Here is an 18,753-nt window from a genome sequence, read left to right as displayed (position 1 = left end):
GAGGTCGGCTGGGCGGCGGGAGCCGAGCAGGGTGAGGGGGCCGGCTGGGCGGCGGGGCGAGCGCGTCGAGGAGCGAGCGGGCCGAAGGGGGAGCGGGCCGAGGAGCGGGCGGGTCGAGCGGTCGGTCGTGTTGGCTCGCGTTCGGTGGGAGGCGGCTCCAGGCGCTGGGTGCCCCCAGGGCGGCGCCCGTGCTCCCTCGCCGTGCCTATGTCCAGTCCTCCGGCTCCGGGTCCCCCTCCATCTCCGGCCAGTCGTCATCGGCCCCCGTGCCCGTGCCCGCGTCCGCGTCCGCTCCCGCGGAGGCGTGTGTGTCCGCGCCGGTGTCGGGTGCGCCGTCCAGTGACGCCAGGACCGCCAGCACGCCCTCCCCGTACGTCGCCAGCTTCTTCTCGCCGACCCCGCTGATGCCGCCGAGCTGGGCGATGGACGTGGGCCAGGCCGTGGCGATCTCCCGGAGTGTGGCGTCGTGGAAGATGACGTAGGCCGGGACGCCCTGTTCCCTCGCCTGTTCGGCGCGCCAGGCGCGCAGCGCCTCGAAGGCGGGCTGCAACTCCTGCGGCAGTTCGGCCGCCGCAGCCTTGGCCTTGCGCTCGCCCCGGCCGGCGGACCCGGACGCCGACCGCGCGGTCACCGGCTTCTTCGGCTCCTTGCGCAACGGCACCTCCCGCTCGCGCCGCAGCACCGCCCCGCTGGCCTCGGTGAGCACGAGCGTGCCGTAGTCCCCCTCCACCGCGAGCAGCCCCTGCGCCAGCAACTGCCGTACGACGCCCCGCCATTCCCCCTCGGAGAGCTCCTCGCCGATGCCGAACACGGACAGCTGGTCGTGGTCGAACTGGATCACCTTGGCCGTGCGCCGCCCCAGCAGGATGTCGACGATCTGCACGGCGCCGAACTTCTGCCCCCGCTCCCGCTGCAGCCGCACCACCGTCGACAGCACCTTCTGCGCGGCGATCGTGCCGTCCCAGGTCTCCGGCGGGGCCAGGCAGGTGTCGCAGTTGCCGCAGCCCGCCGGGTCGGGGTCCTGCCCGAAGTAGGCGAGGAGCTGGCCGCGCCGGCACTGGGCCGTCTCGCACAGCGCCAGCATCGAGTCGAGGTGGGCGGCGGCCCGGCGGCGGAACGCCTCGTCGCCCTCGCCGGACTGGATCAGCTTGCGCTGCTGTATGACGTCGTTGAGGCCGTAGGCCATCCAGGCCGTGGAGGGCAGGCCGTCGCGTCCGGCGCGGCCCGTCTCCTGGTAGTACCCCTCGACCGACTTGGGCAGGTCGAGATGGGCGACGAAACGGACGTCCGGCTTGTCGATGCCCATACCGAAGGCGATGGTCGCGACCACGACCAGGCCGTCCTCCCGCAGGAAGCGGGACTGGTGCGCCGCGCGCGTGCCCGCGTCCAGGCCCGCGTGGTAGGGCACCGCCTCGATGCCGTTCTTCGACAGGAACTCGGCCGTCTTCTCCACCGAGTTGCGCGAGAGGCAGTACACGATGCCCGCGTCGCCCGCGTGCTCCTCGCGCAGGAACGCCAGCAACTGCTTCTTGGGGTCGGCCTTGGGCACGATGCGGTACTGGATGTTGGGCCGGTCGAAGCTGGCCACGAAGTGCCGGGCCTCCGGCATGTTCAGCCGCTGCGTGATCTCCTGGTGCGTGGCCCGCGTGGCCGTCGCCGTCAGGGCGATCCGCGGGACGTCCGGCCAGCGCTCGCCCAGCAGGGACAGGGCCAGGTAGTCGGGGCGGAAGTCGTGGCCCCACTGGGAGACGCAGTGCGCCTCGTCGATCGCGAAGACCGCGATCTTGCCCCGGGAGAGCAGGTCCAGCGTGGAGTCCAGACGCAGTCGCTCCGGCGCCAGGTAGAGCAGGTCCAGCTCTCCTGCGAGGAACTCGGCCTCCACCACGCGCCGCTCGTCGAAGTCCTGCGTGGAGTTCATGAACCCGGCGTTGACGCCGAGCGCGCGCAGTGCGTCCACCTGGTCCTGCATCAGCGCGATCAGCGGGGAGACCACCACGCCCGTGCCGGGTCTGACCAGGGCCGGGATCTGGTAGCACAGCGACTTGCCGCCGCCGGTCGGCATGAGGACCACGGCGTCGCCGCCGGCCACCACATGCTCGATGACCGCTTCCTGTTCGCCGCGGAAGGCCTCGTATCCGAAGACCCGGTGCAGCGTGGCCAGCGCCTCGCTGTCCGTCACCTCTGGCATCTCGCTGATCCCGCCCATCCCGCCCATAGCCCTGTCCCCCGCACGTCGTCCCTCGACCACTGCCTCCACGATAGGGGCCCGCACCGACAGCGACGGAGTTATCCACAGGCCCGCGTCAGTGACTGTGTGTCGTCATCCTTCCGGCTCTCGTCACATGGCGCGGTCAGGGCCGCCGGGACATGCTGCTGGGGCGGGACGGGGAGGCCCGTCGTCCCCGATCCAAGGAGCTCCGGCATGTCCCCTCGGCCCCTCGCAGCCGCCCTCACCCTGGCGGCGGCCACGTCGCTCTCCCTCACCGCCCTGCCGGCCCGCGCCGCCTCCGACCCCGCGCCGTCGGACTGGGTGCAGCTGACCGACACTTACACGGCGACGGCGAAGTACGCCTACGAGCCGTTCGCCAAGGACGGCGGCTACGTCCCCATCGGCGGTTGCGCCGCCTCGGCCGAGGGCGGCGTCGGCTACCGCTACGTCAACATGGGCAACATCGGCTCACTCGATCCGGCCAAACCGGCGGCCCTGCTGTACGCGGACGAGGAGCAGGACCCGGACGGCGTGACGGCCGGCCTGGTCGACGACGAGGACGACGCGGGCAGCGACGCGCGTGAGCTCGTCGGCGTGGAGTGGATCGTCCCGAACTCGGGCCAGGCCACGCCGGCGCTGTTCGGCCAGACCTTCCGCACGGACCGGCTCTCCGGCTACTACACCCTGGACGCCTGGCTGTACCGCCCCAGCCCCCAGGGCCTGCTGGGGGCGGCGAACCCGGAGGTGACGTGCCCGGCCGCCTCCTGAGCCCTCCGGTCCGCGGACGGCGACGGGCCCCGGCTCCCACGAGGGGATCCGGGGCCCGTCGGCCTGGTGGCACAGGTCAGCGCACGAACACCCCGGCCTGGTTCGCCAGGTCCAGGAAGTACTGCGGCGCCACACCCAGCACCAGCGTGACCGCCACGCCGACGGCGATCGCCGTCATCGTCAGCGGCGACGGCACGGCGACCGTGGGGCCCTCCGGCCGCGGCTCGCTGAAGAACATCAGCACGATCACGCGGATGTAGAAGAACGCGGCGACCGCGGACGAGATCACACCGACCACGACCAGCGGCACCGCCCCGCCGTCCGCCGCCGCCTTGAACACCGCGAACTTCCCGGCGAAGCCGGAGGTCAGCGGGATACCGGCGAAGGCCAGCAGGAACACCGCGAACACGGCCGCCACCAGCGGCGAACGGCGCCCGAGCCCGGCCCACTTGGACAGGTGCGTCGCCTCGCCGCCCGCGTCGCGCACCAGCGTCACGACGGCGAAGGCGCCGATGGTCACGAACGAGTACGCGCCCAGGTAGAACAGGACGGACGAGACACCGTCCGGCGTGGTGGCGATGACACCCGCGAGGATGAAACCGGCGTGCGCGATGGACGAGTACGCCAGCAGCCGCTTGATGTCGGTCTGCGTGATCGCGATGATCGCGCCGCCCAGCATGGTGACGATCGCGACGGCCCACATGACCGGCCGCCAGTCCCAGCGCATCCCCGGCAGCACCACGTACAGCAGCCGCAGCAGCGCGCCGAACGCCGCGACCTTCGTGGCCGCCGCCATGAACCCGGTCACCGGGGTCGGCGCGCCCTGGTAGACGTCCGGCGTCCACATGTGGAACGGCACGGCGCCCACCTTGAACAGCAGCCCCATGACGACCATCGCGGAGCCGATCAGCAGCAGCGCGTCGTTGCCCATGGTGTCGATGAGGGCCGGGTTGACGTTGGTGATGGAGCCGTCGACGACCCGCGCGATCGTCCCGTACGACACCGAGCCCGCGTAGCCGTACAGCAGTGCGATGCCGAAGAGCGTGAACGCGGAGGCGAACGCGCCCAGCAGGAAGTACTTGACCGCGGCCTCCTGCGACATCAGCCGCTTGCGGCGGGCGAGGGCACACATCAGGTACAGCGGCAGGGAGAAGACCTCCAGGGCCACGAACAGCGTCAGCAGGTCGTTGGCCGAGGGGAAGACCAGCATGCCGGCGACCGCGAACAGCAGGAGCGGGAAGACCTCGGTCGTGGTGAACCCGGCCTTCACGGCCGCCTTCTCGCTGTCGCTGCCCGGCACGGAGGCGGCCTGCGCGGCGAAGGAGTCGACCCTGTTGCCGTGCGCCTCCGGGTCCAGCCGGCGCTCGGCGAAGGTGAACAGGCCGACCAGACCGGACAGCAGGATCGTGCCCTGCAGGAACAGGGAGGGTCCGTCGACGGCGATCGCGCCCATGGCCGCGATGTGCGCCTTGGTCGTGCCGTACCCGTCCGCCGCGAGCGCGACGACCGCGGCGAAGGCGGCGACCAGCGCGACGGCGGACACGAACACCTGGGCGTAGTAGCGGGACTTGCGCGGGACGAACGCCTCGACCAGCACCCCGACGATCGCCGCGCCCACGACGATCAGGGTGGGCGACAGCTGCGCGTATTCGATCTTCGGCGCGTCGATCTTGGAGATCGGGTCGGCCGCGGTTGTCCACAGGCTGTGGACGGCTGCTGCGCTCACTTGGCCACCGCCTCCACGTCGGGCTTGGGGTCCTTCTTGTGTACGTCGGACAAGGTCGACTTCACCGCCGGGTTGACGATGTCCGTCACGGGCTTCGGGTAGACGCCCAGGAAGATCAGCAGAACGATCAGCGGGGCCACCACGAGGAGCTCGCGCACCCTGAGGTCGGGCATCGCGGAGACCTCCGGCTTCACCGGGCCCGTCATCGTCCGCTGGTAGAGGACGAGGGCGTACAGCGCGGCCAGCACGATGCCGAAGGTGCCGATGATGCCGATCGCCGGGTAGCGCGTGAACGTGCCGACCAGGACCAGGAACTCGCTCACGAACGGCGCGAGACCCGGCAGGGAGAGCGTGGCCAGCGTGCCGATCAGGAACGTGCCGGCGAGCACCGGGGCGACCTTCTGGACGCCTCCGTAGTCGGCGATGAGCCGCGAGCCGCGCCGCGAGATGAGGAAGCCGGCCAGCAGCATCCACGCGGCCGTGGAGATCCCGTGGTTGACCATGTAGAGCGTCGCGCCGGACTGGCCCTGGCTGGTCATCGCGAAGATGCCCATGATGATGAAGCCGAAGTGCGAGATCGACGCGTACGCCACCAGGCGCTTGATGTCCCGCTGGCCGACCGCGAGCAGCGCCCCGTAGACGATGCTGATGAGCGCCAGCACGAGGATCGTGGGCGTCGCCCACTTCGACGCCTCCGGGAAGAGCTGGAGGCAGAAGCGGAGCATCGCGAAGGTGCCCACCTTGTCGACGACCGCCGTGATGAGGACGGCGACCGGGGCGGTGGACTCCTGCATGGCGTTGGGCAGCCAGGTGTGCAGCGGCCACAGCGGCGCCTTCACCGCGAAGGCGAAGAAGAAGCCGAGGAACAGCCAGCGTTCGGTGCTGGTCGCCATGTGCAGCGAGCCGCTCGCGCGGGCCTGCGCGATCTCCTGGAGGCTGAAGTTCCCGGCGACCACGTACAGGCCGATCACCGCGGCCAGCATGATCAGGCCGCCGACCAGGTTGTAGAGGAGGAACTTCACGGCCGCGTACGACCGCTGCGTGGACGCCGCCTCCTCGCCGTGCTCGTGGGCACGGTCCCCGAAGCCGCCGATGAGGAAGTACATCGGGATCAGCATGGCTTCGAAGAAGATGTAGAAGAGGAAGACGTCGGTGGCCTCGAAGGAGATGATCACCATCGCCTCGACGGCCAGGATCAGGGCGAAGAAGCCCTGTGTGGGACGCCAGCGGCGGCTTCCGGTCTCCAGCGGGTCGGCGTCGTGCCAGCCCGCGAGGATGATGAACGGGATGAGCAGGGCGGTCAGCGCGATCAGCGCCACCGCGATGCCGTCCACGCCCAGTTCGTAGCGGACTCCGAAGTCCTTGATCCAGGCGTGCGACTCGGTGAGCTGGTAGCGGCCGCCGTCCGGGTCGAAGCGGACCAGGACGGTGATCGCGAGCGCGAGCGTGGCGAGCGAGACGAGCAGAGCCAGCCACTTGGCGGCGGTGCGCTGGGCGGCCGGGACGGCGGCCGTGGCGACCGCCCCGATCGCCGGGAGCGCCGCCGTCGCTGTCAGCAGAGGAAAGGACATCGGTATCAGACCGCCCTCATCAGCAGGGTCGCGGCGACGAGGACCGCCGCACCGCCGAACATCGAGACCGCGTAGGAGCGTGCGAAGCCGTTCTGCAGCCTGCGCATGCGTCCGGACAGGCCCCCGACCGAGGCCGCCGTGCCGTTGACGACACCGTCGACCAGGGTGTGGTCGACGTAGACCAGGGAGCGCGTGAGGTGCTCGCCGCCGCGGACCAGGACGACGTGGTTGAAGTCGTCCTGCAGCAGGTCCCGCCGGGCGGCCCGGGTCAGCAGCGAGCCGCGCGGGGCGACGGCCGGGACGGGACGGCGGCCGTACATGGCGTACGCGATGCCGACGCCGATGAGCAGGCAGACCATGGTCCCGGCGGTGACCGCCGTCGCGCTGAGCGGGGAGTCGCCCTCGCTGTGGCCGGTGATCGGCTCCAGCCAGTGCAGGAAGCGGTCGCCGATGCTGAAGAAGCCACCGCCGAAGACCGAGCCGACGGCCAGCACGATCATGGGGATCGTCATGACCTTCGGGGACTCGTGCGGGTGCGGCTCGGCGTGCTCGCCCTGGTGCTCGGCGGCGGGCTCCGCGCTCGGGGCCTCCGGGGAGCGAGTGGGTTGGTTCTTCCAACGCTCCTCTCCGAAGAACGTCATCAGCATCACGCGCGTCATGTAGAAGGCGGTGATGGCCGCGCCGAGCAGGGCGCAGGTGCCGAGGATCCAGCCCTCGGTGCCGCCCTTGGCGAACGCCGCCTCGATGATCTTGTCCTTGGAGAAGAAGCCGGACAGGCCCGGGAAGCCGATGATGGCGAGGTAGCCGAGGCCGAAGGTGACGAAGGTGACCGGCATGTACTTCCTGAGGCCGCCGTACTTGCGCATGTCGACCTCGTCGTTCATGCCGTGCATGACCGAACCGGCGCCGAGGAAGAGCCCGGCCTTGAAGAAGCCGTGCGTCACCAGGTGCATGATCGCGAAGACGTAGCCGATGGGGCCGAGGCCCGCCGCCAGCACCATGTAGCCGATCTGCGACATGGTCGAGCCGGCCAGCGCCTTCTTGATGTCGTCCTTGGCGCAACCGACGATCGCACCGAACAGGAGCGTGACCGCGCCGACCACGGTGACCGCCGTCTGCGCGTCGGGCGCCGCGTTGAAGATGGCCCCGGAGCGGACGATCAGGTAGACGCCCGCGGTCACCATGGTCGCGGCGTGGATGAGGGCCGAGACCGGGGTCGGGCCCTCCATCGCGTCGCCGAGCCAGGACTGCAGCGGCACCTGGGCGGACTTGCCGCAGGCGGCGAGCAGCAGCATCAGGCCGATCGCGGTGAGCTTGCCCTCGCTGGTGTCGCCCACGTGGCCGAGGACCGGCCCGAAGGCGAAGGTCCCGAAGGTGGTGAACATCAGCATGATCGCGATGGACAGGCCCATGTCGCCGACGCGGTTGACCAGGAAGGCCTTCTTCGCCGCGGTCGCCGCGCTGGGCTTGTGCTGCCAGAAGCCGATGAGGAGGTACGACGCGAGACCGACGCCCTCCCAGCCGACGTACAGCAGCAGGTAGTTGTCGGCGAGGACGAGCAGCAGCATCGCCGCGAGGAACAGGTTCAGGTAGCCGAAGAAGCGACGGCGGCGCTCGTCGTGCTCCATGTACCCGACCGAGTACAGGTGGATGAGCGAGCCGACGCCGGTGATCAGCAGGACGAACGTCATCGACAGCTGGTCCAGGCGGAAGGTGACGTCCGCCTGGAAGCCCTCCACCGGCACCCAGCTGAACAGGTGCTGCATCAGGGTGCGGTGTTCGGCGCCCTTGCCGAGCAGGTCGGCGAAGAGGATCAGACCGAACACGAAGGAGGCGGTCGACATCAGCACGCCGATCCAGTGGCCGACGGCATCGAGCCGCCGGCCGCCGCACAGCAGGACGGCCGCTCCGAGCAGTGGCGCCGCCACCAGCAGCGCAATCAGGTTCTCCACGATTCTTCCGACCCCTCAGAGCTTCATCAGGCTGGCGTCGTCGACCGAGGCCGAGTGGCGGGAACGGAACAGGGACACGATGATCGCCAGCCCGACCACGACCTCCGCGGCGGCGACGACCATCGTGAAGAAGGCGATGATCTGGCCGTCGAGGTTGCCGTGCATCCGGGAGAAGGTGACGAACGCGAGGTTGCAGGCGTTCAGCATCAGTTCGATGCACATGAACACGACGATCGCGTTGCGCCTGATCAGTACGCCGGTGGCGCCGATCGTGAACAACAGGGCCGAGAGATACAGGTAGTTGACCGGGTTCACTTCGACGCCTCCTCCCGCTTGAAGGTGGCCGGTTCGATCGCGGTGCGCTCCAGGCGCTCCTCGGCGCGCTGCTCCAGCGCCTTGAGGTCGTTGAGCGCCTCGGCGGACACGTCACGGATCTGACCGCGCTCGCGCAGCGTCTTGCTGACGGTGAGCTCGGACGGGGTGCCGTCGGGCAGCAGGCCCGCGATGTCCACCGCGTTGTGCCGGGCGTACACACCCGGTGCCGGCAGCGGCGGCACGTACCTGCCCTCGCGTACGCGCTGTTCGGACAGTTCGCGCTGGGTCTTGGCGCGCTCGGTGCGCTCGCGGTGGGTGAGCACCATGGCGCCGACGGCGGCCGTGATCAGCAGGGCGCCGGTGATTTCGAAGGCGAAGACGTACTTGGTGAAGATGAGGGCGGCCAGGCCCTCCACGTTGCCGTTCGTGTTCGCCTCGGCCAGGCCGTTGAACTCCTTGAGGGAGGCGTTGCCGATCCCGGCGATCAGCAGGACGCCGAAGCCGAGGCCGCACAGAAGGGCCAGCCAGCGCTGGCCCTTGATGGTCTCCTTCAGCGAGTCCGCGGCCGTCACGCCGACGAGCATCACCACGAACAGGAACAGCATCATGATCGCGCCGGTGTAGACGACGATCTGCACGATGCCCAGGAAGTAGGCGCCGTTGGCGAGGTAGAACACCGCCAGGATGATCATGGTGCCGGCGAGCGACAGCGCGCTGTGCACGGCCTTCTTCATGAAGACGGTGGACAGGGCGCCGATCACGGCGACGGTGCCGAGGACCCAGAACTGGAAGGCCTCTCCGGTGGAGGTGGAGTAGGCGGCGAGTTGCTGCGCGCTCATCGGCCGATCACCTTCTCCGAGGCGGGCTCGCCCTCACCGAAGGTGGAGTCGCCCTCCTGGACGACCTCGCCCTTGGAGAGGGCCGGCTGACGCACCGTGCCGGGCGCGGCCTCGGTGACCAGTCCCCGGTAGTAGTCCTGCTCGTCGGTGCCGGGGTAGATGGCGTGCGGGGTGTCGACCATGCCCTCTTCGAGACCGGCGAGCAGCTGCTCCTTGGTGTAGATGAGGTTGGCGCGGCTGGAGTCGGCGAGCTCGAACTCGTTGGTCATCGTCAGCGCGCGCGTGGGGCACGCCTCGATGCACAGACCGCACAGGATGCAGCGGGCGTAGTTGATCTGGTAGACGCGGCCGTAGCGCTCACCCGGCGAGTAGCGCTCCTCGTCCGTGTTGTCGGCGCCCTCCACGTAGATGGCGTCGGCGGGGCAGGCCCAGGCGCACAGTTCACAGCCGACGCACTTCTCCAGGCCGTCCGGATGGCGGTTGAGCTGGTGCCGTCCGTGGAACCGGGGGGCGGTGGTCTTCTGCTGCTCCGGGTACTGCTCGGTCAGCCGCTTCTTGAACATGGCCTTGAAGGTCACGCCGAAGCCGGCGACGGGGTTCATGAAACCGGGCTTGGTCTCCTTGGGCTCCTCAGCCATCGGACGCCTCCTTTCCATCCGAAGATCCGTCACTGGCAGTATCCGACCCACCACTGACAATGAGCTCCCGCTCCCGGCGCGGACGGCGCCTGGGCACCGGCGGAAGCTCCTGCCCGGGCAGGGGTGGTACCGGGAATCCGCCAGCCATCGGGTCGAACCCGGCCGGCTCCGCGGCGGGCCGCTCGGCCGCCTTCGCCCGCTCGCGGAACATGTCGGCGACGAAGGACAGCAGGAGCAGGGCGAGGACCGCGCCGCCGATGTACAGCGCGATGTCGGCGAAGTCGTAGTTCTCGTTCCTCAGCGCCCGCACGGTGGCGACCAGCATCAGCCAGACCACGGAGACGGGGATGAGGACCTTCCAGCCGAGCTTCATCAGCTGGTCGTAGCGCACCCGCGGAAGCGTGCCGCGCAGCCAGATGAAGAAGAACAGCAGCAGCTGGACCTTGATCACGAACCAGAGCAGCGGCCACCAGCCGTGGTTGGCGCCCTCCCAGAAGGTGCTGATCGGCCAGGGGGCGCGCCAGCCGCCGAGGAAGAGCGTGGTCGACACGGCCGAGACCGTCACCATGTTGACGTACTCGGCGAGCATGAACATCGCGAACTTGATCGACGAGTACTCGGTGTTGAAGCCGCCGACCAGGTCACCCTCGGATTCCGGCATGTCGAAGGGGGCGCGGTTGGTCTCGCCGACCATCGTGACGATGTAGAGGATGAACGAGACCGGCAGCAGCAGGATGTACCAGCGGTCGTGCTGCTGCTCGACGATCGTCGACGTCGACATCGACCCGGAGTAGAGGAACACGGAGGCGAACGCGGCGCCCATCGCGATCTCGTAGGAGATCATCTGCGCGCAGGAGCGCAGACCGCCCAGCAGCGGATAGGTGGATCCGGAACTCCAACCCGCCAGCACGATGCCGTAGATGCCGACCGAGGCGACCGCGAGGATGTAGAGCATCGCGATCGGCAGGTCGGTGAGCTGCATCGTGGTGCGGTGGCCGAAGATCGAGATCTCGTTGCCGGCCGGGCCGAAGGGGATCACGGCGATCGCCATGAAGGCCGGGATGGCCGCGACGATCGGCGCGAGGACGTACACCACCTTGTCGGCGCGCTTGACGATGACGTCTTCCTTGAGCATCAGCTTCACGCCGTCGGCGAGCGACTGGAGCATGCCCCAGGGGCCGTGCCGGTTGGGGCCGATGCGCAGCTGCATCCAGGCGACGACCTTGCGCTCCCAGACGATGGAGAACAGCACGGTCACCATCAGGAACGCGAAGCAGAAGACGGCCTTGACGACGACCAGCCACCAGGGGTCGCGGCCGAACATCGAGAGGTCTTCAGCGGCGAGGTACGGGCTCATGCCTCCACCTCCTCGGGGGCTTCGGCGTCGAGCGTCGCCGGGCCGATGCGGACGAGGGCGCCGGGCAGCGCCCCGGTGTCGGAGGCGACTCCCCCGCCGACGGAGTTCAGCGGGAGCCAGACCACCCGGTCGGGCATCTCGGTGATCCGCAAGGGGAGTTCGACGACTCCGGCGGGACCGGTCACGGCGAGGAGATCGCCGTCCTTGACGCCCGCCTCCGCCGCGGTGGCGGCCGACAGGCGCGCGTGGGCGGCGTGCCGGGTGCCGGCGAGCGCCTCGTCGCCCTCCTGGAGGACGCCCTGGTCGAGCAGGAGGCGGTGACCGGCGAGCACGGCCTCCCCGGCGGCGGGCCGGGGCAGCACGCCCCCGCTCTCCATCGGCTCGGTGGCGCGCGGGCCGTCCCAGGCGCCGAGCCGGTCGATCTCCGCGCGGATGGTGCGCAGATCGGGCAGCCCCAGGTGGACGTCCATGGCGTCGGCCAGCATCTGCAGCACGCGCGCGTCGGTCGGCGCGAGGCGGCGGGTCATCTGGTCGGGCTTGAGCGCGGCGTCGAAGAACCGCACCCGGCCCTCCCAGTTGAGGAAGGTGCCCGGCTTCTCGGCGACCGCGGCGACCGGCAGGACCACGCTGGCGTGCTCGGTGACCTCGCTGGGCCGCAGCTCCAGCGACACCACGAACCCGGCCTCGTGAAGCGCTTCACGCGCGCGTGCCGGGTCGGGCAGGTCGGCGATCTCGACGCCCGCGACGACCAGGGCCTGCAGTTCGCCGCTGACGGCGGCCTCGATGATCTGGCTGGTGTCGCGGCCGTAGTGGTGCGGGAGATCGGCGATCCCCCAGACGGCGGCGACCTCCTCACGCGCGCGTGGGTCGGTCGCCGGCCGTCCGCCCGGCAGCAGCGAGGGCAGCGCGCCCGCCTCGACGGCGCCGCGCTCCCCGGCCCGCCGCGGGATCCACGCCAGTGCGGCGCCGGTGGCGGAGGCGGCCCGTACGGCGGCGGTGAGCCCGCCCGCGACGGCGGCCAGCCGCTCGCCGACGACGATGACGGCGCCCTCGGCGCGCAGCGCCTCGGCGGCCTTCGCGCCGTCCTCCTCCAGGCCGACCCCGCCGGCGAGCGCGTCCAGCCACTCGGTCTCGGTGCCGGGAGCGGCCGGCAGCAGCGTGCCGCCCGCCTTCTCCAGTCCGCGGGTCGCGTGCGTGGCCAGCGCGAACACCTTCTGTCCGTGCTTGCGCCAGGCCTTGCGCAGCCGGAGGAAGACGCCGGGCGCCTCCTCCTCGGCCTCGAACCCGACCAGCAGGACCGCGGGCGCCTTCTCCAGCAGGGTGTACGTGACACCCGTACCGTCGAGGTCACGGCCGCGACCGGCGATCCGCGCGGCCAGGAAGTCGGCTTCCTCGGTGCTGTGCACACGCGCGCGGAAGTCGATGTCGTTCGTGTCGAGCGCCACGCGCGCGAACTTGCTGTACGCGTAGGCGTCCTCGACGGTGAGGCGACCGCCGGTCAGGACGCCGGTGCGGCCGCGCGAGGCGAGCAGTCCCTGCGCCGCGATCTGCAGCGCCTCCGGCCAGGAGGCCGGTTCGAGGTCGCCCTCGGCGTTGCGCACCAACGGCGTGGTGAGTCGGTCGCGCTGCTGGGCGTAGCGGAACGCGAAGCGGCCCTTGTCGCAGATCCACTCCTCGTTGACCTCGGGGTCGTTGGCCGCCAGGCGCCGCATGACCTTGCCGCGCCGGTGGTCGGTACGGGTCGCGCAGCCGCCGGAGCAGTGCTCGCACACGCTCGGCGAGGAGACCAGGTCGAAGGGGCGGGAGCGGAACCGGTACGCCGCCGAGGTGAGCGCGCCGACCGGGCAGATCTGGATGGTGTTGCCGGAGAAGTACGACTCGAAGGGGTCGCCCTCGCCGGTGCCGACCTGCTGCAGGGCGCCCCGCTCGATCAGCTCGATCATCGGGTCGCCGGCGATCTGGTTGGAGAAGCGGGTGCAGCGGGCGCACAGCACGCACCGCTCGCGGTCCAACAGGACCTGCGTGGAGATCGGCACGGGCTTCTCGTACGTCCGCTTCTTTCCGTCGAAGCGGGACTCGGCCTGGCCGTGCGACATGGCCTGGTTCTGCAGCGGGCACTCACCGCCCTTGTCGCAGACCGGGCAGTCCAGCGGGTGGTTGATGAGGAGCAGCTCCATCACACCGTGCTGGGCCTTGTCGGCGACCGGCGAGGTGAGCTGGGTCTTGACGACCATGCCGTCGGTGCACGTGATGGTGCAGGACGCCATCGGCTTGCGCTGGCCCTCGACCTCGACGATGCACTGGCGGCAGGCGCCGGCCGGGTCGAGGAGGGGGTGGTCGCAGAAGCGGGGGATCTCGATGCCGAGCTGTTCGGCGGCCCGGATGACCAGGGTGCCCTTGGGCACGCTGATCTCGGCGCCGTCGATGGTCAGCGTCACGAGATCTTCCGGCGGGACCGCCGCCTCTCCCCCTCCCGCGGGAGCGCTGGTGGTCACGGTCATGCGTTCACCTCCGGGCGGTCGGCCCAGGCCGTGGACTTCGCCGGGTCGAAGGGGCAGCCCCGGCCGGTGATGTGCTGCTCGTACTCCTCGCGGAAGTACTTGAGCGAGGAGAAGATCGGCGAGGCGGCGCCGTCGCCGAGGGCGCAGAAGGACTTGCCGTTGATGTTGTCGGCGATGTCGTTCAGCTTGTCGAGGTCGGACATGGTGCCCTTGCCGGCCTCGATGTCACGCAGCAACTGCACGAGCCAGTAGGTGCCTTCGCGGCACGGCGTGCACTTGCCGCAGGACTCGTGGGCGTAGAACTCGGTCCAGCGGGTCACGGCGCGCACGACGCAGGTCGTCTCGTCGAAGCACTGCAGGGCCTTGGTGCCGAGCATGGAGCCGGCGGCGCCCACGCCCTCGTAGTCGAGGGGGACGTCGAGGTGTTCGTCGGTGAACATCGGCGTCGAGGAGCCGCCCGGCGTCCAGAACTTCAGTCGGTGGCCCGGTCGCATTCCGCCGCTCATCTCCAGCAGCTGGCGGAGTGTGACGCCGAGCGGGGCCTCGTACTGGCCGGGGCTGGCGACGTGGCCGCTGAGCGAGTAGAGCGTGAAGCCCGGCGACTTCTCGCTGCCCATCGACCGGAACCATTCCTTGCCCCGATTCAGGATTGCGGGAACCGACGCGATCGACTCGACGTTGTTCACAACAGTCGGGCACGCATAGAGGCCCGCGACCGCAGGGAAAGGGGGACGGAGCCGCGGTTGACCACGGCGGCCTTCGAGCGAGTCGAGCAGTGCGGTCTCCTCACCGCAGATGTACGCACCGGCGCCCGCGTGCACGGTGAGCTGGAGATCGAGGCCGCTGCCGAGGATGTTCTGTCCGAGGTAGCCGGCCGCGTAGGCCTCGCTCACGGCCGAGTGCAACCGCCGCAGCACGGGGACGACTTCACCACGCAGATAGATGAAGGCATGCGACGACCTGATGGCGTAACACGCGATGACAATGCCCTCGATGAGGCTATGCGGGTTCGCGAAGAGGAGCGGGATGTCCTTGCAGGTTCCGGGCTCCGACTCGTCGGCGTTGACAACTAGATAGTGCGGCTTTCCATCCCCTTGGGGAATGAACTGCCATTTCATTCCCGTCGGGAATCCCGCGCCGCCGCGGCCGCGCAGACCGGAGTCCTTGACGTACGCGATGACGTCGTCCGGCGACATGGCGAGTGCCTTGCGCAGCCCCTCGTATCCTTCGTGCCTTCGGTAGACGTCCAGCGTCCAGGACCTGTCCTCGTCCCAGAAGGCCGACAGCACGGGTGCGAGCAGCTTCTCGGGGCTGGTGTCTTTCAGCTCGGCTGCCAAGGTCATCACTCCCCCTCCTCGGCGGCGGGCCCGGCCGGGTGGGCCGGGTCGGAGGCCGACGTGTCCTGTGGCGCGTCGTGCGAGCTCAGATGCTCGGTCGGCGACGGCTCGTGCACTGCCCTGTCCTGCGGCTCCTCGTGGGGGCCGCCGTCGCGCGGATGGACCACGCGCGCGGGTGCGGTCTCTCCCTTGGCCAGGCGGAGACCCACCAGCGACGCCGGTCCCGCGCTGCCGCTCTCCTCGACGGCTCCGGGCCGCTCGTCGGGGAAGCCGGCCAGGATCCGCGCGGTCTCCTTGAAGGTGCACAGGCGCGCCCCGCGCGTGGGTTCGACGGCGCGTCCCGCGCGCAGGTCGTCGACGAGGCGCTTGGCGCTGGCCGGGGTCTGGTTGTCGAAGAACTCCCAGTTGACCATCACCACCGGCGCGAAGTCGCAGGCCGCGTTGCACTCGATGTGCTCCAGGGTGACCTTGCCGTCGTCGGTGGTCTCGCCGTTGCCGACGCCGAGGTGCTCCTGGAGCTCCTCGAAGATCGCGTCGCCGCCCATCACCGCGCACAGCGTGTTGGTGCACACGCCCACCTGGTAGTCACCGGACGGCTTGCGCCGGTACATGGTGTAGAAGGTGGCGACGGCGGTGACCTCGGCCGTGGTCAGGTCGAGCACGTCCGCGCAGAACTGCATCCCGGTGCGCGTGACATGGCCCTCCTCCGACTGCACGAGGTGCAGCAGCGGCAGCAGGGCCGAGCGGGAGTCGGGGTAGCGGGCGATGATCTCGCGCGCGTCCCGCTCCAGCCGCTCACGGACGTCGTCCGGGTAGGCGGGCGCGGGCAGTTCGGGCATGCCCAGGCTGACGCCCCGCTCCGAAGAAGAGGTGGTCACCGGTCGACGCCTCCCATCACGGGGTCGATGGACGCGACGGCGACGATGACGTCGGCGACCTGGCCGCCCTCGCACATCGCCGCCATGGCCTGCAGGTTGGTGAAGGACGGGTCGCGGAAGTGGACCCGGAAGGGGCGGGTGCCGCCGTCGGACACGGCGTGCACCCCGAGTTCGCCCTTGGGGGACTCGACGGCCGCGTACGCCTGTCCCGGCGGGACGCGGAAGCCCTCGGTGACCAGCTTGAAGTGGTGGATCAGGGCCTCCATGGAGGTGCCCATGATCTTCTTGATGTGGTCGAGGGAGTTGCCCAGGCCGTCCGGTCCCAGGGCGAGCTGGGCGGGCCAGGCGATCTTCTTGTCGGCGACCATGACCGGGCCGGGCTGCAGCCGGTCCAGGCACTGCTCGACGATCCTGAGCGACTGGTGCATCTCCTCCAGGCGGATCAGGAACCGGCCGTAGGCGTCGCAGGTGTCGGCGACCGGGACGTCGAAGTCGTAGGTCTCGTAGCCGCAGTAGGGCTGGGCCTTGCGCAGGTCGTGCGGCAGGCCGGTGGAGCGCAGGATCGGGCCCGTCGCGCCGAGGGCCATGCAGCCGGCCAGGTCGAGGTAGCCGATGTCCTGCATGCGGGCCTTGAAGATGGGGTTCCCGGTGGCGAGCTTGTCGTACTCCGGGAGGTTCTTCTTCATCTTCTTCACGAACTCGCGGATCTGGTCCACCGCGCCGGGCGGCAGGTCCTGGGCGAGTCCGCCGGGGCGGATGTACGCGTGGTTCATCCGCAGGCCCGTGATGAGCTCGTAGATGTCGAGAATCATTTCACGATCACGGAATCCGTAGATCATGATCGTGGTGGCGCCGAGTTCCATGCCGCCGGTGGCGATGCACACCAGGTGCGAGGAGAGCCGGTTCAGCTCCATCAGGAGCACCCGGATGATCTTGGCTCGCTCGGTGATCTGGTCCTCGATGCCGAGGAGTTTCTCGACGGCGAGGCAGTAGGCGGTCTCGTTGAAGAAGGACGTCAGGTAGTCCATGCGGGTCACGAACGTGGTGCCCTGCGTCCAGGTGCGGAACTCGAGGTTCTTCTCGATGCCGGTGTGGAGGTAGCCGATACCGCAGCGGGCCTCGGTGACCGTCTCGCCCTCGATCTCCAGGATCAGGCGGAGCACGCCGTGGGTGGAGGGGTGCTGGGGGCCCATGTTGACGACGATGCGCTCGTCGTCGGCGCGGGCCGCGGACTGCACGACCTCGTCCCAGTCGCCACCGGTGACCGTGTAGACGGTGCCCTCGGTGGTCTCGCGGGGGGAAGCGTGGGAAGTGCTCACGAGTACGACCTCCGCTGGTCCGGAGCCGGGATCTGGGCGCCCTTGTACTCGACGGGGATGCCGCCGAGGGGATAGTCCTTGCGCTGCGGATGGCCCTGCCAGTCGTCCGGCATCATGATCCGGGTCAGGGCCGGGTGACCGTCGAAGACGATCCCGAAGAAGTCGTAGGTCTCGCGCTCGTGCCAGTCGTTCGTCGGGTACACCGAGACCAGCGAGGGGATCGTCGGGTCGCTGTCCGGGGCGCTGACTTCGAGGCGGATCAGCCGGTTGTGGGTGATCGAGCGCAGGTGGTACACGGCGTGCAGCTCGCGGCCCTTGTCGTGCGGGTAGTGGACGCCGCTGACGCCGGTGCACAGTTCGAACCGCAGGGCCGGGTCGTCGCGCAGGGTGCGGGCGACGCGGACCAGGTGTTCGCGCTCGATGTGGAAGGTGAGTTCGCCGCGGTCGACGACCGTCTTCTCGATGGCGTTGTCGGGGAGCAGGCCCTGCTCCTCCAGGGCGCCCTCCAGCTCGTCGGCGACCTCGTCGAACCAGCCGCCGTAGGGGCGGGCCGCCGGTCCCGGGAGTCGGACCGAGCGGACCAGGCCACCGTAGCCGGAGGTGTCGCCGCCGTTGTTGGCGCCGAACATGCCGCGCTGGACGCGGATCTCCTCACCGCCCTGGCCGCGCTGGCCGGGGAGGTTGGAGGCGGAGAGGTCCTTCTCGGGGTTCACCCCGTTCGCGGAGCCGTTCACCCCGTTCGCGGAGCCGTTCGCGCCGCCCGTGCCGTTCGCGTCGCTCACCGCAGCAGCCCCTTCATCTCGATCGTGGGCAGGGCCTTGAGCGCCGCCTCCTCCGCCTCGCGGGCCGCCTCCTCGGCGTTCACGCCGAGCTTGGAGGTCTGGATCTTGTGGTGGAGCTTGAGGATGGCGTCCATCAGCATCTCCGGCCGCGGCGGGCAGCCGGGCAGGTAGATGTCGACGGGGACGATGTGGTCGACGCCCTGGACGATCGCGTAGTTGTTGAACATGCCGCCCGAGGAGGCGCAGACCCCCATGGAGATGACCCACTTGGGGTTCGGCATCTGGTCGTAGACCTGCCGCAGCACCGGCGCCATCTTCTGGCTGACCCGACCGGCGACGATCATCAGGTCGGCCTGGCGCGGAGATCCGCGGAAGACCTCCATGCCGAAGCGGGCCAGGTCGTAGCGGCCGGCGCCGGTGGTCATCATCTCGATGGCGCAGCAGGCCAGGCCGAAGGTGGCCGGGAAGACGGACGCCTTGCGCACCCAGCCCGCGGCCTGTTCGACGGTGGTCAGCAGGAATCCGCTCGGCAGCTTTTCTTCGAGTCCCATGTCGTTAAAG

General features: G+C 69.8%; 15 protein-coding genes. 1 reads left to right on the top strand and 14 read right to left on the bottom strand.

The window, feature by feature from the left end; genetic code table 11:
• Positions 1-205: 205 nt before the first annotated feature.
• Positions 206-2,215, bottom strand: coding sequence for a DNA helicase RecQ (gene recQ, locus ACYF6T_RS34525; RefSeq protein ID WP_461701471.1), 2,010 nt, complete (start codon positions 2,213-2,215; stop codon positions 206-208).
• Positions 2,216-2,422: 207 nt separating this feature from the next.
• Here recQ and ACYF6T_RS34520 point away from each other — a divergent pair, with 207 nt between their 5' ends.
• The gene (locus ACYF6T_RS34520; RefSeq protein WP_461701470.1) at positions 2,423-2,977 is read left to right on the top strand and encodes a hypothetical protein; all 555 of its coding nucleotides are present in this window, start codon (positions 2,423-2,425) and stop codon (positions 2,975-2,977) included.
• Between the two features lie 76 nt (positions 2,978-3,053).
• On the opposite strand, the gene nuoN is transcribed toward ACYF6T_RS34520, so the two are convergent.
• The 13 genes from nuoN to ACYF6T_RS34455 are packed head-to-tail and all read right to left on the bottom strand — an operon-like array spanning position 3,054 to position 18,743.
• The gene (gene nuoN / locus ACYF6T_RS34515) at positions 3,054-4,703 is read right to left on the bottom strand and encodes an NADH-quinone oxidoreductase subunit NuoN (protein ID WP_461701469.1); all 1,650 of its coding nucleotides are present in this window, start codon (positions 4,701-4,703) and stop codon (positions 3,054-3,056) included.
• Complete coding sequence (locus ACYF6T_RS34510; protein WP_461701468.1) at positions 4,700-6,274, bottom strand: NADH-quinone oxidoreductase subunit M; 1,575 nt, start codon at positions 6,272-6,274, stop codon at positions 4,700-4,702. Before ACYF6T_RS34510 ends, nuoN begins: the two co-directional genes overlap by 4 nt.
• Positions 6,275-6,279: 5 nt before the next feature.
• Positions 6,280-8,226 carry an NADH-quinone oxidoreductase subunit L gene (gene nuoL / locus ACYF6T_RS34505; protein ID WP_461701466.1) on the bottom strand — a complete coding sequence of 649 codons (1,947 nt, stop codon included), beginning with the start codon at positions 8,224-8,226 and terminating at the stop codon, positions 6,280-6,282.
• Between the two features lie 15 nt (positions 8,227-8,241).
• Complete coding sequence (gene nuoK / locus ACYF6T_RS34500; RefSeq protein WP_242779136.1) at positions 8,242-8,541, bottom strand: NADH-quinone oxidoreductase subunit NuoK; 300 nt, start codon at positions 8,539-8,541, stop codon at positions 8,242-8,244.
• On the bottom strand, positions 8,538-9,380 hold the full coding sequence (locus ACYF6T_RS34495) for an NADH-quinone oxidoreductase subunit J (protein WP_461701464.1): 843 nt from the start codon (positions 9,378-9,380) through the stop codon (positions 8,538-8,540). Before ACYF6T_RS34495 ends, nuoK begins: the two co-directional genes overlap by 4 nt.
• Positions 9,377-10,018, bottom strand: coding sequence for an NADH-quinone oxidoreductase subunit NuoI (nuoI, locus tag ACYF6T_RS34490; protein ID WP_461701463.1), 642 nt, complete (start codon positions 10,016-10,018; stop codon positions 9,377-9,379). Before nuoI ends, ACYF6T_RS34495 begins: the two co-directional genes overlap by 4 nt.
• Positions 10,011-11,375: an NADH-quinone oxidoreductase subunit NuoH gene (nuoH, locus tag ACYF6T_RS34485; RefSeq protein ID WP_461701462.1), complete on the bottom strand. Its 1,365-nt coding sequence runs from the start codon at positions 11,373-11,375 to the stop codon at positions 10,011-10,013. Before nuoH ends, nuoI begins: the two co-directional genes overlap by 8 nt.
• Positions 11,372-13,876, bottom strand: a complete 2,505-nt coding sequence (locus tag ACYF6T_RS34480; protein ID WP_461701460.1) for an NADH-quinone oxidoreductase subunit G — start codon at positions 13,874-13,876, stop codon at positions 11,372-11,374. Before ACYF6T_RS34480 ends, nuoH begins: the two co-directional genes overlap by 4 nt.
• Positions 13,873-15,222: an NADH-quinone oxidoreductase subunit NuoF gene (gene nuoF / locus ACYF6T_RS34475; RefSeq protein WP_461701459.1), complete on the bottom strand. Its 1,350-nt coding sequence runs from the start codon at positions 15,220-15,222 to the stop codon at positions 13,873-13,875. Before nuoF ends, ACYF6T_RS34480 begins: the two co-directional genes overlap by 4 nt.
• The gene (gene nuoE / locus ACYF6T_RS34470; RefSeq protein ID WP_461701457.1) at positions 15,219-16,091 is read right to left on the bottom strand and encodes an NADH-quinone oxidoreductase subunit NuoE; all 873 of its coding nucleotides are present in this window, start codon (positions 16,089-16,091) and stop codon (positions 15,219-15,221) included. Before nuoE ends, nuoF begins: the two co-directional genes overlap by 4 nt.
• On the bottom strand, positions 16,088-17,410 hold the full coding sequence (locus tag ACYF6T_RS34465; protein ID WP_461701455.1) for an NADH-quinone oxidoreductase subunit D: 1,323 nt from the start codon (positions 17,408-17,410) through the stop codon (positions 16,088-16,090). The genes nuoE and ACYF6T_RS34465 overlap by 4 nt, the downstream gene beginning before the upstream one ends.
• Positions 17,407-18,192 (bottom strand): NADH-quinone oxidoreductase subunit C, encoded by a 786-nt coding sequence (locus tag ACYF6T_RS34460; RefSeq protein ID WP_461701453.1) that lies wholly within the window; start codon positions 18,190-18,192, stop codon positions 17,407-17,409. The genes ACYF6T_RS34465 and ACYF6T_RS34460 overlap by 4 nt, the downstream gene beginning before the upstream one ends.
• On the bottom strand, positions 18,189-18,743 hold the full coding sequence (locus ACYF6T_RS34455; RefSeq protein WP_023547484.1) for a NuoB/complex I 20 kDa subunit family protein: 555 nt from the start codon (positions 18,741-18,743) through the stop codon (positions 18,189-18,191). The genes ACYF6T_RS34460 and ACYF6T_RS34455 overlap by 4 nt, the downstream gene beginning before the upstream one ends.
• Positions 18,744-18,753: the final 10 nt, after the last annotated feature.

It is taken from the genome of Streptomyces sp. 7R007 (assembly GCF_054850255.1).
Note: the sequence above shows the minus strand (reverse complement) of the source record. Positions and strands in the feature narration are given on the sequence as shown.